Here is a 15,776-nt window from a genome sequence, read left to right as displayed (position 1 = left end):
CACGATGGCGTTTTCATTCAAGCTCAAAGGCGGCGTGGCGCTGTATGGCGCATACGCCGCGATCGCGGCGGCCGCATTCGCCGCCGCGTTTGCCGCGCCGTCCATCGGTGTGGCGAGCGCGGCGGTATTCGGCGGCGGCCCGTCCAGCGGATTCGACAGCCTCAACCGCTCGCGCCCGCTCGCCGCGCTCGGCTCCGAGCAGCAATGCGAGCGATACTCTGGCCTGCCTGCGCGCTGGCGCGACGACCCGCAAGCCGGCATGGTGCATCTGCATGGTGGCGACTTCGTGTTCGGCAGCAAGCTCGGTTACGAAGACGAGCGCCCGGCCGGCAACGGCAAGACGCACGTTGCCGGCTTCTGGATCGACCAGACCGACGTCACGAATGCGCAGTTCGCCGCGTTCGTGCGCGCGACCGGCTACGTCAGCGATGCGGAGCGCCAGGGCGGTGCGGTCGTTTTTCACACGCCGACACGCGAGGAAATGAACGCGCGCGATCTCGCGTGGTGGAGTTGGGTCAAAGGGGCCGCGTGGAATCATCCGAGCGGCCCCGGCAGCAATCTCGACGGCCTCATGAATCAACCGGTGACGATGGTCACGCAGGCCGATGCGCTCGCCTACGCACACTGGCTCGGCCGCGATCTGCCGACCGAAGCCGAATGGGAATACGCGGGCAAAGCCGGCCATGAAGGCGCGGATCTCGACACCGCGCCGCGCGACGCGCACGGCAAGCCGAGCGCAAACTACTGGCAAGGCGTGTTTCCGGTGCTCAACACCAGCGAGGATGGTCATGCCGGCCTGTCACCGGTCGGCTGCTATGCGGCGAACGACTTCATGCTTTACGACATGATCGGCAATGCGTGGGAATGGACCAAGGACGTGTACAGCGGTCCGCACCAATCGCATACGAACGGCGATACCGCGGCCGTGGCGCCGCTCAGTCGCCGACACGATACGCCGATGGTCATCAAGGGCGGCTCGTTCCTGTGCTCGCGCGACTATTGCGTCAGGTATCGCGCGGCGTCGCGCGAGCAGCAGGAAGCCGATTTGCCGGCTTCGCATATCGGCTTTCGCACGGTGTCGAGGGATCGGTCATGAAGCGATATGCGATTGCCGCGCTTGCGTTCGCGGTGTTGACTGCCTGGCTGCCCGAACCCGCGCACGCCGCCGCGCAGACCATCAAAGTCGGGGTGAGTTCGGGCGCGCAAGCGGAGATCATGAACGAAGTGCGCCGCGTCGCGGCGACCGAGGGCCTGGCGCTCGACATCGTGGTGTTCGATCAGCCGTCGCGGATCGACGCGGCGCTCGTCGCGAAACAGATCGACGTCGCGAGCTTCGAAGACGAACCCGCGCTCGACGCGCAGCGCAAACAGCATGGCTACGCACTGACGAGCGTGGCCACGACCGTCACGTTTCCGGTCGCGCTCTACTCGCGCAAGCTGACGAATCTCGTGCAATTGCAGCGCGGCGCGACGATCGCGATTCCCGACGATCCCGCCGGCACCGCACGCGCGCTGATCCTTCTGCAAAACGAAACGCTGCTGACGTTCCGCGACAGCGCGGGCCTGCACGCGACGCTCGCCGACCTCACGAGCAACCGCCTCCATCTGAAGATTCGCCAGGTGCCGCGCGCGCGCCTGTACGACTCGTTGGACAGCGTCGCGTTCGCCGTGATCGACAGCGACACAGCGGCGCGCTCGGGTCTTCGCCCCGCTCGCGACGGCCTCAGTCTCGAAGACGCGCGCTCGCCGTATGCGAACGTACTGACCGTGCGCGACAGCGATCGCCAGCACCCATGGGTCGCGCAACTGGTCGCCGCCTATCATTCGAACGACGTCGCGCATTTCATCCTCACGCGTTATCAGGACTCGGTGCGTCGGCCGTGGTGAATACGTTTTCGTTTTCCTGCTCCGCGTGCGGTCGATGCTGCAACAGTCCACCGTCGATGACGCTGGCGGAGTTGTTTCGCCATCCCGACCGGTTTATCGGCTGCATCGCGATTGGACGCGTGGCGCGCAGGCGGCCCGGCCAACGGCTGCATGTCGGCCGGCATGAAGCCGTGCTCGACGAAGCCGACTGCGCGGCGTTCGAAGTGCTCGCCGATACGCTGCTGTATCGCGCGGGCGATACCTTCAGCATCGTCGCGCAGGGCTTCGACTATCCGTCGCTCGCGCGCTGCCCTGCTCTCGCGGACGACGGACGTTGCGCGATTCATCTGAAAGGCAAGCCGCTGACCTGCGAAGTGGTGCCGCTCGACCCGCTCGTGCCGGACAGCCTGCAACATCTGGTGCTGACCGAACGCGGCTCCAGCGCCATCTATGTCGGCAGCGCCTGCATACAGGAAGGCAAACGCGACGATGCGGCGTTGCTGGTCGACGAAGGCCGCATTGCCGATCCGCACGCTAAAGATGCGCTCGCGCGGCGGCGTCGCGCGTTAGAACAGGAGCGCGCAATCTGGACGCAAGCCGTATTCGAAGCGTTGCGCTCCGACCTGTTCGATTCACCCGCCGCGCTCGCACGCATCCCCGCGGGCGGTTTTCTGACGATCTCGCTCGTGCCGGCACTGCTAAGCGTCGCGGCGGCATCGTCGCGCTGCCGCGAACTGTGCATCGACTACATCGACAGCCAGTTGGCGTTGATCGAACGCAGCATCGTGCAAGCGCTCACACGACGCCGGCTCGACGATCGTCCGGTCACGCAGCAACTGCGCGGCTTTGCCAATGCGTATCGACATGCGAAAGCGCGCCTCGTCGATGCGGCCGCCATCGAGCAACACAATGGCACGCAGGCTTTGCGCCCCGACATCGAAGCGTATCTGAGCGGCGCCGTTCACTGATCCGTCGGCGCGTCGACACTTTCTATTCAGTTATTCAAAGCTGCGTGTCCAGCAGCCGTACGAACTTTTCGACGACCTTCTCGGTAAACGAACGTCGCGTCCATGCTTCGAGTGTGATGCGCTTCGACTTCGCGATATCGTCGTTGAACGCGGCGGTCTGCTGTCTGGCGAAAGCGCGGTCGTAGATATTCAGGTTTGCTTCGTCGTTCAGCTTGAACGAGCGGTTATCGAAGTTCGTCGAGCCGACCGACACCAGGTACTCGTCGACCACCAGCAACTTGCAATGGAACATGGTCGGCTGGTACTCGTAGATCTCGACGCCCGCTTTCAATAGATCGCCCCAGCATGCCCGCGACGCTTCGCGCACCGTGTGCGTATCGATGCGTTTGCCCGGCGTGACGATCTGTACTTTGACGCCGCGTTTCGCCGCTTCGACGATCGCGTTGATGGTGAGCTTGTCGGGCACGAAGTACGCGCTCGCAAGCTGCAAACTGCGCGTCGCGGCAGTGATGGCCATCAGATACATCAGCTGCATGTCGTCGCTGCCGCCCGACGGCGAACTGCTGAACATATGCGCAAAACCCTCGCCCTCTCCTTTCGGCTCGGCGTCGATGTGTGGGAAATACCTGGGACCGTGCAAGACGTTGCCGGTCGCCTTGATCCAGTTATCCATGAAGACGGCCTGCATATGGGCGACCGCCGGACCGGTCAAGCGGAAATGCGTATCGCGCCAATGCTTTTCGTCCTGCGCATGGCCGGTCCACTCCGGTGCAATACCGACCCCGCCCGTAAAACCGATCCGGCCGTCGATCACCAATAGTTTCCGGTGCGTACGATCGTTCATGCGACCGAGTCCGGTCCAATGCGGTTTGTGAAACTTGACCACTTCGGCGCCGGCCTCGCGCAGCAGTTGCAGATAGCGCCGATCCATTTTCGAACAACCGACCCAGTCGAGCAGGACATGCACGGCGATGCCTTCACGCGCCTTATCGGCAAGCGCACGCGCAATCTGCTCGCCGATCTCGCCAGACCAGTAAATGAACGTTTCAAATGTGATGGTTTCGCGCGCCGACCGAATGCCTTCGAGCATCGACGGAAAGATCTGGTCGCCGTTGAGCAGCATCTCGAAGCGATTACCCGGCACCACGGGCGGACCGAGCAATAGACCCATCGAGCGGAGGAATTGCGGATCTTCGCTCTTATAGAGCCGCTCGATCTTATGTTCTATTTTCTTCTCGCCGCTCGACAGATTGGCGATCACGAGAACGATCACCAGCGTGACGAACGCGGTAATAGCAATGGTCAGCATGCATGGCCTCGATGGCAGGCGGCGGGACACGGCATGCGCATCCCTCGTCCGACGGGAAAGAGCCGGACTCCGGTCCGGCTCTCACGAGCCTCAGGTCATGCACGGCGCGTGCCCGCATCGGGACCGCGCCTTGCTTTCCGGTTCCAACGCGTTATCTGACCAAAGCAAATGCCTCGCGACTGGCTATTTCGCCCGCGCCGAATACGCCGATGACCGTATAGTCCGAAGCCACGCATTCGAACGTCGATGCCTGAAACGTAATGACGAAATGCCGCCGCGCCGGTGACTCGGCAGCAATGGCGATCGGGTCAGTCGTCACGGCGGCAATCTCCGCGCACAACGACGAATTGAAGATTTCATGCACCGCGTAGCCAGTGAGACCATGCGCCGCGAGCGGATGAATGGCGAGAGCGTCATCGCCCGGTGGCCCGAGACGATGAAATACGGCGTCGGCGAACAATACCGCGCAAAAAGGATCGTCGTCGGGATCGAATGGCCCGAACCGTTCAAAGTCCGACTCCGCGATCGGATAAGTGAGGATTACACGGCGATCGCTGGCGACGATGAATGGTTCGGCGGCATCGGCTGCCGGATGAGGAACGGAGTCCAGCAGGAAGACCTGATCTTCCTGCCGGGATGCATCGAACGTGCTAACCATCTACTTCACGACTCCGCGGCTATTACGCGCCTGCTTGCGTTTCGGGCGTTTGCGGAGCCGCCGCGACGGGCGCGGCCGTGCTCTTTGCGGCAGCCTTGCGGGCCGGTGCTTTTCTTGCCATCTTCACAGCGCTTTGGCGGCCAGCGGTTTTCTTCACCGCGGCTTTCCGGCTTGCCGGGGTTGCCTTTCTGGCTGCGGTCTTTTTCACGGCCGTCTTGCGCGTGGCTTTTTTCGCCACTGCTTTTTTCGCCGTGGTCTTCTTGCCTACCGCGCTTGCGGTCGCTTTCGCCTGGCCGCTCTTTGCCGCCGTTTTCGCCGCTTTCGGAGCGGCAGCCGCGCTCGCGCCATCGATCAGGAATTTGCTGCGATCCTTAACGGAAGCAAGCCATGCCGGCGCCGGGCCGCGTCCGCTCCACGTCGCGCCGGTTTTCGGATCCAGGTACTTCGGCGGCTGGGCGCCTTTTGGCTGACCTTTGCCGCGCTTCGCGGCGGGAGTAGCCGCGGCTTGGCTTGCGCTCGCAGCGTCGATCAGGAACACCGTGCGGTCCTTCGCGCCGGCGATCCAGCCAGGCGCGCGGCCGTGACCCGTCCAGGTCGCGCCGGTTTTAGGGTCGCGGTACTTCGCCGGCGTTGCCGACCTGGCGGCTTTGCTCACGCCAGCAGGTCTTCCCCGGCCCGTACCCGTATTGCCATTCAGACCTCGCGCGGAGCGTCGTGCCTTTGCCTGTGCTTCGATATCGGCAGTCGTCAGACCGTGCTTGAGCATCAACTCGCGAATCTGATCGACCGCGGCCTGTGCTTTTCTGGCAATGAGAACGTCAGCTTGCGCCTGGAGCTTCTTAAGCTTTGCTTGGATTTGCTCTAACGAAGGCATTTGATTGCTCCTTATGTGGTAATCGTCGAACTATGCCATGAATGACGGAAGAAAGGCAGTCTATTGACCTATCCTGAGCTTCAATACATCGATACCAGCGCCGATGCAGCTTTCAAATAACAAAGCTTTCAGGTTTTCTAGCGGGTCATCGAAGCTTTCTTCCTTTTCCTTCCCTCGTGATTCTTCTTTTTCGTTTCGGTTCCACCGCTCAGATAGGTGTAAAAACGACGACCTGGCGATCGGCAATGTACCTCACACTCCGTATAAAGCGGTAGTGTTGACCGTCCGCCGTTATCCGGTTCAGGCCCACGCGGGTCAGTAGCAGCATTTCATCTGCCTGGAAAGCATCGACGACACCGGAATCCGTTAAATCCTCCAATGCACCAGATGGATTTCCGACATAAACGCTGCGCGCCTGCTTGCCGATCCGCATGACGACCACGCTTTTTCCCTCGTCGAGCGCTAATTCGAGAAAGCTCGCGAGCGTACGCAACGACTCTGGTGTGCAAGTCCTGGTCTGATAGATCGCTGCATTCGAGGGCGTCATTTGAGTTTCCCCGTCGTCGGCATCGACGGCAAAAGCGCGCCGTCATGCTTTCTGGCTTTAGTCGCTTCTACTATAGCCCGGCATTTGGATATTCAAAGGAGAGTAGCCCACTTTTTATTTGAAAACGGTCTTTTTTTTGGTGAACCGCTATAGCGAACCGATTCAAACGTGTGCGAAACATCAGTGACGATGCCTGCAAAGCCCCCGGTTCCGGTAACTTGCCGTTACCGATCTTGCAGCACTTGTTGCTCCTGCTCTGCGCAGGTCCATTTACACTTCGTATCCGTGCCCATGCTCGCGGCGGCTATTGAAAAAGACGCCGGGCCACCCTAACTTCGATCCACTCAAACACGAAGGTACTTACAATGAAAGCTGACTTTATTCGGACCGCCCTCGGGGCACTGGCAGTCTCGTTGGTAATGGCAAGCACCGCGAACGCGGCCGGTTGCCTGAAAGGAGCGGTAGTGGGCGGCGTCGCCGGACATTATGCGGGACATCATGCGGTGGTCGGCGCGGTCGGCGGCTGTATCGTCGGACGGCATGTGGCCAAAAAGCACGCCGAAGAACAGCAGGCGGCGGCTCAGGCCGCACCACATCAGCAAGCCAAAATGCAGTAACTGGCGCCCCGCTCCATTCACTCAGGCAATGCGTAATCCGCGCGCGGGCAAGATCTCCTGGGTGGTCACGAAACGATGCTGTTTGACCGCGTCGTGAAAGAGGCGGTAGTCGCTCTTCTCGAAGGCGGTCGTCCACTCCGGTCTGTCCCCGGTGTCGTCATCGCACAACAAACCGGTGGCCTGGTACTTCCACGAACCGTGTCCTTTCGCGATATAGCCGGGCACGGGTTCTTTCAAACCCGGAATACGGCCGGCATTCACCCATTCGCAAACGGTTCTCAGACGCAGGTTGTCGTCGGGTTCGCGGTTCGTATCGAGCAGTCGGGTCAGTGCGTCTTTGACGTCGTCCGGCATGCCGGGCTGGTTTTCGAAATCTTCGCGTCCGGCCAGATAAGCTCGCACGACACGACAACTCATGTCCGCCGCTTGCACGAAATCCGGCAAATTGTGTCGTGAGATGAAGTGATTGCAGCCGTCGATGTAATGCCAGCGTGCCCACGGCTGGTCGGGATAATGCAACGCGGCGCCGTGGCCGACCGGCAACGCGATGGTCAGAACGTCCGTCTCGACGCGATCGATCAGATGCGCAACCGCCAGTTCCAGGCTCGCGAGCCAGCCTTTGCGCGTGCAATCCTGCGCTTCGAGAAGATGCACGCGATTCCACGGACTTTCGATGCCCGCGAATCCCTGGTGCGCCCAGGTATCGACATACGTATGGAGCGTCACGCCGAGCCGGTGCAACGCGGTCTCCGAATCGCGCTGCCGGATCGCGCGCCGCACGACTTCGCGCGCGACTTCACTGTCGGGCCGGCAAACCGCCTTTTCCTCGAGACTGTCACCCACCCCAGCCGGCAGAAAATGGAACGGCGCCCACACGAGCCGATTCTGGTCGTTCTCGGTATTGGCGTAATCGAATAACTTGTGCGCGGTCGCGAATCGCTCGAATGTCTCGCCGCCTTTGAACCGCAGTATTCCGCTCGTCGTTGCGTCGTCGACGTATTGGCAGGCATGCGCGACGGTTTGCGCATCGCCGGCCGTCATGCCGCCGACGCGCGCGGCAATGTAGACCACGCCGTAATGGAAGTCGATGTTCATGGCAGGCGCTCCTGGCGCGCATAGTCACGGCCGGTCTGTGGCCGGCGATAGGGCGAGACGAATACAGGGAGCTGCGCGTGAGTAGATAGTAGACGAGCGAGCAGCACTCGCCTTGAAATAACATGCGTATTGGGCGTGTTCTTCCACGTTTCGCGCCACGCTACTATTCGGGCTACTGAAGGAAAACGCCGGCGGCGCCAGCGAGATGCAACCCGCCGGCACAGCAAGCCGCCGGGCAACGAGACGGAAAGCGTAACCCGGCCCGACCGGCGCCGGTCAGGTCAGGTCAGGTCAGATGTGTAACGGAAAGACGATTGTTCCAGTGCTGGTTCAGATACTCGAGCGCGAACATCCGGTGACAATGATGTGGTAAATGTTCACTGCAAAGCAGACAGCCCGATTCAAATAGCGCGATATCCAGATTGCTTTCCACACGGCGGCGCGCGATGAGGTCGAGATATTCCTCGCGAAAGTTCTCCCAGCTCAACTGCTTGCCCTGGTAGCGCTTGAGCAGTTCCGGCTCGGGAGCCAACTCCGGAATTTCCACGTACGCCGCATTGCACAACTGCTCGAGAAAGAAAGGCAGATCCTGCCTTTTCGCAAAACCCGCCAGCTGCGACGTGTTGTTGAGGCGAATGTCGAGCACCGTGCGCACTTGGGCCTCTTTCAACAAACCGAAGAACTTCTGGGCGCTCTTGCCGGTAAAACCAATGCTCGCCACCTGTACGGTACCTTTGTCACGTTTCATCGTGAATCCCTTTGGCGGGCCATTCGGCGCCCATAAAAAAGCCTCGCTGCGATTGGCGCAGCGAGGCTCGGTGGCAGTGCATCTTTAGCGCCGCTCGCGCGCTTTACTTGACGATGTCGACCAGTTCGACTTCGAAGGTCAGATCGGTATTCGGCGGAATCGGGCCGACCCCACGATCGCCATATGCGGTCGCCGCCGGGCAAGTGAGTCGCGCCTTGCCGCCGACTTTCATCTTCTGCACGCCTTGCGTCCAGCACGGAATCACGCGATTGAGCGGGAACGTGGCCGGGCCGCCATGCTTGGCCGAGCTATCGAATTCGGTGCCGTTGGGCAGCGTGCCGCGGTAGTTGACTTTTACCACGTCGGTCGCGGACGGCTGCGGGCCCGTGCCTTGCGTCAGATGTTCGACGATGACGCCGGACGGCAGCTTCTCCGTGGTCGGCGCGGCAGCCATCGCGGTCGAGGACAGCACGGCTGCGGCCAGCAAAGCAACGAGTGATTTCAAAGCAAATCTCCAGTGGGGTAGTCCGTTTGATTGTAACGGATCGGGTGTCGGCCGAGGCTCCCAAATACTGCCGGATGCCGCGGGTCGTTGCGCGCCTGTCACGAACTTCGCTGAACCGCCGCGCGAGCCCGCGGTCCACATGAACATCCGGCGCGAGTCGCCGGCACGCGAATCCGCCGCACCCGTTGAGAGCGCTTCCGATGACCGAGCCGGCCCCTTCCGACAACCCCGCTGACGACCCGACCGCCGCGCCAGCGCCGGCCGACGAGCGCGTTCGCGCGCCAAGGCCGCGCCGGATTCCGCGCAGCCGTGCCCAACAGGCGCGGCTCGATGCGCGCGAATCCGCTTTCGAGCCGCTGCCGTTCCCCTCGTATTCACCCGACGACGCGCGTCGCCCGTTCGCGGACAAACTCGACGCATGGTTCGCCGCGCGCCGTTGGCAGCCGTTCGATTTTCAGCGCGAGGTTTGGCGCAACATCGCCGCTGGCGCGAGCGGCGTACTGCACGCAAGCACCGGGGCCGGCAAAACCTGGGCCGTGTGGTTCGGCGCGCTCGCCGCGTTCGCGAGTGCGGCGTCGACGCCGCGCAAGCACCCCGAACCGCTGACGGTGCTCTGGATTACACCAATGCGCGCGCTCGCGGCCGATACCGCGCGCGCGTTGCAAAGCTCCGCGGCCGAACTCGCGGTACCCTGGAGCGTCGGTCTGCGCACCGGCGATACGTCGGCCGCCGAACGCGAGCGCCAGAACCGGCGCATGCCGTCCGCGCTCGTCACGACGCCCGAGAGTCTGACGCTGATCCTGACGCGCGCCGATGCGCGCGAAGTACTGTCTCAGGTGCGGCTCGTGATCGTCGATGAATGGCACGAACTGCTCGGCAACAAACGCGGCACACAGACGCAACTCGCGCTCGCGCGTCTCACGCATTGGCGGCCCGGCTTGCAGGTGTGGGGGCTGTCGGCGACGCTGGGCAATCTGTCGTTCGCGACCGAGGTACTGCTCGCGCCGGTCGCGACGCCGCGCGTCAGTGTGCACGGCGCGCTGCCGAAGGCACTGATCGTCGACACGATTATTCCCAACACGATCGAGCGCTTTCCGTGGGGCGGTCACATGGGCATGCGTCAGGTCGATGCGGTCGCGCGCGCGATCGACGAAGCGCGCACGTCGCTCGTATTCACGAACACGCGCTCGCAATGCGAGGTGTGGTATCAGGCGCTGCTCGACGCGCGCCCCGAATGGGCCGGCGTGATCGCGCTGCATCACGGCTCGCTCGATCAGCAGGTACGCGAGTGGGTCGAACGCGGATTGAAGGACGGCTTGCTAAAGGCCGTGGTGTGTACGTCGAGTCTCGATCTCGGCGTCGATTTTCTGCCGGTGGAGCGCGTGTTCCAGATCGGCTCGCCAAAAGGCGTCGCGCGTTTGATGCAGCGCGCGGGCCGCTCGGGACACGCACCCGGTTTGCCGTCGCGGGTGACGATCGTGCCGACGCATGCGCTCGAATTGATCGAAGCGGCGGCCGCGCGTGAAGCCGTCGATAAACGGCAGATCGAAAGCCGCGATACGCCGCAAAAGCCGTTCGACGTGCTGGTGCAACATCTCGTCACCGTCGCGATCGGCGGCGGTTTCGACGCGCGCGAGTTGTACGATGAACTTCTGCATACCTATGCATATCGCGATCTGACGCAGCAGGAGTTCGACTGGGCTCTGGGTTTCGTCGAAGGCGGCGGCGCGACGCTGCGCGCGTATCCCGACTACCATCGCGTCGCGCGCGATAGCGACGGTCTGTACCGCGTGCCGCGCGACGATCTCGCGCGCCGGCATCGCAACAACATCGGCACGATCGTCGCGAACGGGACGTTGAACGTGGCGTATCTATCGGGCGGTCGCATTGGCGCAATCGAGGAATCGTTCATCTCACGGCTCAGACCCGGCGATGTATTCACGTTCGGCGGCCGCGCACTGGAATTGATCCGCGTGCAGGATATGACGGCGTGGGTGCGGCGTGCGAGCTCATCGCGTGGGGCAATGCCGCAATGGGCCGGCAGCCGCATGCCGCTATCGTCCGAGCTCGCCGACGCGACACTGACGATGCTCGCGCGCGCCGCCGACGGCATCTACGACGAGCCGGAAATGCGCGCGGTACGGCCGCTGCTCGAATTGCAGCAGAAGTGGTCGGCATTGCCCGAGCCGGGCGTGCTGGTCGTCGAGCTGCTGAAATCGCGCGAGGGTTACCACTTCTTCTGCTATCCGTTCGCCGGGCGCACCGCGCATATCGGGCTTGGCGCTCTGCTCGCGTGGCGGGTCGCGCGCGACGAGCCCGGCACGTTTTCCATTTCGATGAACGACTACGGTTTCGAATTGCTGTGCGCGCAGGCGTTCGATTGGGACGCGCACTTGCGCAATGACCTGCTTTCACCTGACGAACTCGATCACGACATTCTTGCAAGCCTCAATTCGTCCGAACTCTCTTTGCGACGTTTTCGTGAGATTGCGCGGGTGTCGGGCCTCGTGTTTCAGGCGCATCCTGGACAGCAGAAAAGCGCGCGGCAATTACAGGCCTCGAGCGGGCTTTTCTACGAGATCTTTCGTCAGCACGATCGCGGCAATCTGCTGTTGGGCCAGGCCGATACCGAAGTACTGCTACACGAACTCGACGTGCAGCGCATCCGTATTGCGCTCGAACGAATGAACGCGAGCCGCGTCGTGCTCACGCGGCCCAGCAAGCCGACGCCGTTCGCGTTTCCGTTGATCGTCGGACGCCTGCGCGAAAAAGTCAGCACCGAGAAGCTCGCCGATCGCGTCGAGCGAATGCTGGCCGAACTCGAAAGGGCGGCGCAACGATGACGGCGACCTCGCTTGCGATCGACGTCGGCGGACGGCCTCTCGTGCTATCGAGTTTGCGCGCGTGTTTCGATCCGGTGCTCCGCGCGCTTTTTATCGCCGATGCGCATTTCGGCAAGGATGCGGTGTTTCGCGCGCGTGGCATTCCGGTGCCGACTGGTTCGACCGCGGAGAATCTGCTGCGGATCGATCGGCTGATCACCGAGTTCCAGCCGGCGACGCTGGTGTTTCTTGGCGATCTGCTGCATGCGCGCGAGTCGCTGTCGACGCTCACGCTCGATGCGTTGCATGTGTGGCGCGCGCGGCATGCGTCGATGCGCGTGGTGCTAGTCGAAGGCAATCACGATCGGCATGCCGGTGCGTTGCCGCCTTCGTTGGATGTCGAGTCTGTGCGCGAGCCGTGGCATTTCGGGGCGTGGGCGCTGTGTCATCACCCGCATGCGGTCGATCACGCGTATGTGCTCGCGGGGCATGTGCATCCGGTCTATCGGATTGCGACGGGGTTCGATTCAGTGCGCGTGCCGTGCTTTCGCTTCGGGATCGATCGGGGGGTGCTGCCGGCGTTCGGGAGTTTTACTGGAGGGGCGCGTGAGACGGGGCGCGTTTTGGGGGAGAGGGTTTTTCTGGTCGTGCAGGAGAGGGTGATCGAGTTGAGGTGTTGAGCGGACGGCGGGGGCCGTCCACTTTGTTGCCTGATTGCGTTTTTGTTTGCGGGTTGGTTTGCTGATTCGCTAGCGTGGTTTTTTGCTGGCTTTTTCGCTGCAAATTCCCCGCGGTGCTCGAGCGCGGTTTCGGTTTGGAGGCCGGGCGGCGCCGGCCTCCCTTCCTGGAGGGAGCCCCGCAAGGTTCGCGGGACCCTTGCCACTGCTTAATGGTTGCTGCCGCCGTGGCCGCCACTGCCGGAGCCACCGCCGCCGTAGCCGCCATGGCCTCCGTGGCCACCGTTGCCGAAGCCGCCGTTGCCGAAGCCGCCACCGTTGCCACCGTTGCCTTGGCCGCCGCCGTTGCCGCCGTCGCCGCCGTTGCCACTGTTGCCCTGGCCGCCGCCGTTACCGCCATGGCCACCGTGACCTCCGTTGCCGGAACCACCGCTGCCTTGGCCGCCACCGTTGCCGCCATTTCCGCCCTGGCCGCCGCCTTCGCCGCCATGACCACCGTGTCCGGAGCCTCCGTTGCCCTGGCCGCCACCGCCTTCACCGCCATGGCCACCGTTGCCCGAGCCGCCGTTACCTTGGCCGCCGCCGTCACCACCATGGCCGCCGTGTCCAGAACCGCCGTTGCCCTGGCCACCGCCTTCACCGCCATGACCACCGTTGCCCGAGCCGCCGTTGCCCTGGCCGCCACTGCCTTCACCACCATGGCCACCGTGTCCGGAACCGCCGCCGCCTTGGCCGCCACCGCCTTCACCACCATGGCCACCGGGTCCGGAACCGCCGCCGCCTTGGCCGCCACCGCTTTCACCGCCATGGCCGCCGTGTCCGGAACCGCCGCCGCTCTGGCCGCCACCGCCTTCACCACCATGGCCACCGTGTCCGGAACCGCCGCCGCCCTGGCCGCCACCGCTTTCACCGCCATGGCCACCGTGTCCGGAACCGCCGTTGCCTTGGCCGCCACCTTCACCGCCACGGCCACCGTTGGCAGAACCGCCCTTGCCTTCGCCACCGCTGCTACCGTGGCCGCTGTCACCATGACCGCTGCCGCCGTGGCCGCCGTCGCCGTGGCCGCTTTCGCCGTGACCGCCCTCGCCATGGCCGCCGTCACCGTGGCCGCTTTCGCCGTGACCGCCCTCGCCGTGACCGCCCTCGCCGTGACCGCCCTCGCCGTGACCGCCCTCGCCATGGCCGCCGTCACCGTGACCGCTTTCGCCGTGACCGCTTTCGCCGTGACCGCCGTCGCCGTGACCGCCATCGCCGTGGCCGCCGTCACCGTGACCGCTTTCGCCGTGACCGCCATCGCCGTGGCCGCCGTCACCGTGACCATGTCCATGACCACCGTCGCCGTCACCCTCGCCACCGTGGCCGTGGCCATGACCGCCATCGCCGTCACCCTCGCCACCGTGGCCGTGGCCATGACCGCCGTCACCATCACCCTCGCCGCCGTGGCCGTGGCCATGACCGCCATCGCCATCACCCTCGCCGCCGTGGCCGTGACCATGACCGCCATCGCCGTCACCCTCGCCGCCGTGGCCGTGACCATGACCGCCATCGCCGTCACCCTCGCCGCCGTGGCCGTGACCATGACCGCCATCGCCGTCACCCTCGCCACCGTGGCCGTGGCCATGACCGCCATCGCCGTCACCCTCGCCACCGTGGCCGTGACCATGACCGCCATCGCCGTCACCCTCGCCACCGTGGCCGTGGCCATGACCGCCATCGCCGTCACCCTCGCCGCCGTGGCCGTGACCATGACCGCCATCGCCGTCACCATCGCCGCCATGGCCATGACCATGACCGCCGTCACCATCACCATCACCACCATGGCCATGTCCATGACCGCCATCACCGTCACCGTCGCCACCGTGGCCATGACCATGACCGCCGTCACCATCACCACCGTGACCATGGCCATGCCCATGCCCCCCACCACCGCCCCCACCATCCCCGCCGCTATCACCGCCACCGTTGTTGCCGCCATCGCCGCCCGTGCCGCCATTCCCCGAGCCATCGCCACCGCTTCCAGCGCCGCCGCTACCGTTGCCGCCGGAACCGCCATTACCATTGTTGCCGCCGGTATTTCCCGAGCCCACCCCGCCGGTGCCGGAATTAGCCGAACTATTTCCGCCACTGCTGCCCGCGCCCGGCGACGACGTCCCGCTGCCCGGCGACGAGCCGGTGGACGACGTCGGACCGAGCCCCGCCGCCGCGATGCCGAGGGCACCCGACCCGAGTTGCCCGAATCCCCCCGAGGTGCAGCCCGGCCCGCCGCCCGACGGACATCCGCCGTACACGCTCGCCTCGGCGAGCACCATCACTCCAGGATTGGTTGCTGGCGCGGCGGTGCTCCCCGAATTCGTCTGCGCACCCGCCATCGCCGCATAAAGACTGACCGCGACCGCCAAAGCCGCCCGCCGCGTGCCAAGTATCCACGCGTCCCCGTTTTGCTTTTTCATTTCATCCTCCTAATTATTTCCCCTGAGCGACCGGTCCAATTAACGAGTGAATCTCCGCTCGTGAAAAAAACGAAAGTCAAAGCCTTTGCGCAGCTTCGCCTTATGCGAATTAAAATGCGCTCGCACTAAATACTTCTCTCACGGAAAATCCCCGGTCCGATTTGGGGTGCTTCGAGAGAATGGGCTGGCCGTGCGCGCACGTGATCGTGAGAGCCGCACAGCGAGGCTTGATGGACGTTGAAGTTATTCGCAGTGCAATCGCGCGACCGTGCGCTAGACCACGCAATGCGATATTGCCGATGCGGCGTGCCAGGCAGGGGAAAACGACGATGCGTCCGCCAAATCCGCTAATCCAGATTCTTCATACGGGAAGTTAAAATTATCATGCGCGATGCAATTGGAGCGACATAAAGAAAATTAACATTTGGTTTTATCGGATGAATTCAGATCATTTACACATCATCCGTTTTATTCATGTGGCCATTCGCACATAAACATGAAAATTGGAAAAGCCGAATGAGAGAAATCCAATAGACAACACCATGAAAATCACCGAAATGCGCGCGCGAAACATTACGCGTCGTTGCATAACGCCTGTGCGTCGCAAAGAGCGATGTCGCGATGTGCGCTGCCGCGCACA

The 15,776-nt window shown here is 63.3% G+C and carries 14 protein-coding genes; 7 read left to right on the top strand and 7 right to left on the bottom strand.

The window, feature by feature from the left end:
• Nucleotides 1–4 precede the first annotated feature (4 nt).
• Genes AB3X95_RS14000 through AB3X95_RS13990 form a run of 3 tightly spaced genes read left to right on the top strand, consistent with a single transcriptional unit; the run spans nt 5 to nt 2,834 of the window.
• Nucleotides 5–1,096 (top strand): formylglycine-generating enzyme family protein, encoded by a 1,092-nt coding sequence (locus tag AB3X95_RS14000; protein ID WP_176366010.1) that lies wholly within the window; start codon nt 5–7, stop codon nt 1,094–1,096.
• Entirely contained in the window at nt 1,093–1,887 is a 795-nt protein-coding gene (locus AB3X95_RS13995; RefSeq protein ID WP_368621618.1) for a MetQ/NlpA family lipoprotein, read from the top strand. Before AB3X95_RS14000 ends, AB3X95_RS13995 begins: the two co-directional genes overlap by 4 nt.
• Nucleotides 1,888–1,943: 56 nt before the next feature.
• On the top strand, nt 1,944–2,834 hold the full coding sequence (locus AB3X95_RS13990; RefSeq protein WP_368621617.1) for a hypothetical protein: 891 nt from the start codon (nt 1,944–1,946) through the stop codon (nt 2,832–2,834).
• A gap of 34 nt (nt 2,835–2,868) precedes the next feature.
• Here AB3X95_RS13990 and cls read toward each other — a convergent pair whose 3' ends face one another.
• The 4 genes from cls to AB3X95_RS13970 all read right to left on the bottom strand — a co-directional run bounded on the left by cls (nt 2,869) and on the right by AB3X95_RS13970 (nt 6,222).
• On the bottom strand, nt 2,869–4,143 hold the full coding sequence (gene cls / locus AB3X95_RS13985) for a cardiolipin synthase (RefSeq protein ID WP_184225145.1): 1,275 nt from the start codon (nt 4,141–4,143) through the stop codon (nt 2,869–2,871).
• Between the two features lie 151 nt (nt 4,144–4,294).
• Entirely contained in the window at nt 4,295–4,801 is a 507-nt protein-coding gene (locus AB3X95_RS13980) for a hypothetical protein (protein ID WP_368621616.1), read from the bottom strand.
• 22 nt (nt 4,802–4,823) lie between these two features.
• A complete protein-coding gene (locus tag AB3X95_RS13975; RefSeq protein WP_368621615.1) occupies nt 4,824–5,675 on the bottom strand; it encodes an H-NS histone family protein in 852 nt (283 codons plus the stop codon).
• Between the two features lie 208 nt (nt 5,676–5,883).
• Nucleotides 5,884–6,222 (bottom strand): hypothetical protein, encoded by a 339-nt coding sequence (locus AB3X95_RS13970; protein ID WP_176120149.1) that lies wholly within the window; start codon nt 6,220–6,222, stop codon nt 5,884–5,886.
• Between the two features lie 365 nt (nt 6,223–6,587).
• Here AB3X95_RS13970 and AB3X95_RS13965 point away from each other — a divergent pair, with 365 nt between their 5' ends.
• Entirely contained in the window at nt 6,588–6,839 is a 252-nt protein-coding gene (locus tag AB3X95_RS13965; RefSeq protein WP_176120148.1) for a hypothetical protein, read from the top strand.
• Between the two features lie 21 nt (nt 6,840–6,860).
• On the opposite strand, the gene AB3X95_RS13960 is transcribed toward AB3X95_RS13965, so the two are convergent.
• From AB3X95_RS13960 to AB3X95_RS13950, 3 genes are all read right to left on the bottom strand, one after another.
• Nucleotides 6,861–7,934, bottom strand: a complete 1,074-nt coding sequence (locus tag AB3X95_RS13960; protein WP_176120147.1) for a DUF6765 family protein — start codon at nt 7,932–7,934, stop codon at nt 6,861–6,863.
• A 286-nt stretch (nt 7,935–8,220) separates the two neighbouring features.
• Nucleotides 8,221–8,682, bottom strand: coding sequence for a DUF488 family protein (locus tag AB3X95_RS13955; protein ID WP_368621614.1), 462 nt, complete (start codon nt 8,680–8,682; stop codon nt 8,221–8,223).
• A 103-nt stretch (nt 8,683–8,785) separates the two neighbouring features.
• Entirely contained in the window at nt 8,786–9,187 is a 402-nt protein-coding gene (locus AB3X95_RS13950) for an FKBP-type peptidyl-prolyl cis-trans isomerase (protein ID WP_013092241.1), read from the bottom strand.
• Between the two features lie 200 nt (nt 9,188–9,387).
• Here AB3X95_RS13950 and AB3X95_RS13945 point away from each other — a divergent pair, with 200 nt between their 5' ends.
• The 3 genes from AB3X95_RS13945 to AB3X95_RS13935 all read left to right on the top strand — a co-directional run bounded on the left by AB3X95_RS13945 (nt 9,388) and on the right by AB3X95_RS13935 (nt 15,265).
• Complete coding sequence (locus tag AB3X95_RS13945; protein WP_368621613.1) at nt 9,388–12,030, top strand: ligase-associated DNA damage response DEXH box helicase; 2,643 nt, start codon at nt 9,388–9,390, stop codon at nt 12,028–12,030.
• Nucleotides 12,027–12,689, top strand: a complete 663-nt coding sequence (gene pdeM, locus AB3X95_RS13940; protein WP_368621612.1) for a ligase-associated DNA damage response endonuclease PdeM — start codon at nt 12,027–12,029, stop codon at nt 12,687–12,689. Before AB3X95_RS13945 ends, pdeM begins: the two co-directional genes overlap by 4 nt.
• Nucleotides 12,690–12,952: 263 nt before the next feature.
• Nucleotides 12,953–15,265 carry a hypothetical protein gene (locus tag AB3X95_RS13935; RefSeq protein ID WP_368621611.1) on the top strand — a complete coding sequence of 771 codons (2,313 nt, stop codon included), beginning with the start codon at nt 12,953–12,955 and terminating at the stop codon, nt 15,263–15,265.
• The last annotated feature ends 511 nt before the right edge of the window (nt 15,266–15,776 follow it).

This window comes from Paraburkholderia sp. BR13444 (genome assembly GCF_040948755.1).
Classification (GTDB): domain Bacteria; phylum Pseudomonadota; class Gammaproteobacteria; order Burkholderiales; family Burkholderiaceae; genus Paraburkholderia; species Paraburkholderia youngii.
Note: the sequence above shows the minus strand (reverse complement) of the source record. Positions and strands in the feature narration are given on the sequence as shown.